Annotated in this window: 1 protein-coding gene; it reads left to right on the top strand. The window is 54.7% G+C overall.

Annotated features, from left to right (window positions below; translation table 11 throughout):
- Nucleotides 1–212: helix-turn-helix domain-containing protein (locus tag ABLN87_RS22485; protein WP_353014346.1), on the top strand; the 212-nt coding region annotated here is incomplete at both ends.

Below are 212 nucleotides of genomic sequence, written 5' to 3'. Positions count from 1 at the left end.
CGCCGTCGCGGGTCTGGAACCGTATTCCTCAATCCGTGCGCGAAAAGATCAAGGGTCTGGCTTCGCAGGAAAGCGAGTTGTCACCGCAAGAACTAGCTGTCCGCTTCACCGACACAGAAAAGTACTTTGTGTCAGAGGCTTCGGTCTACCGCATCCTCAAGTTCTACGATCTGATCACCAGCCCAGCCTATGTGGTTATGTCAGCCGCAGAC

The organism is Ruegeria sp. SCP10 (assembly GCF_040329495.1).
In the GTDB taxonomy this organism is placed as follows: Bacteria; Pseudomonadota; Alphaproteobacteria; order Rhodobacterales; family Rhodobacteraceae; genus Ruegeria.
Note: the sequence above shows the minus strand (reverse complement) of the source record. Positions and strands in the feature narration are given on the sequence as shown.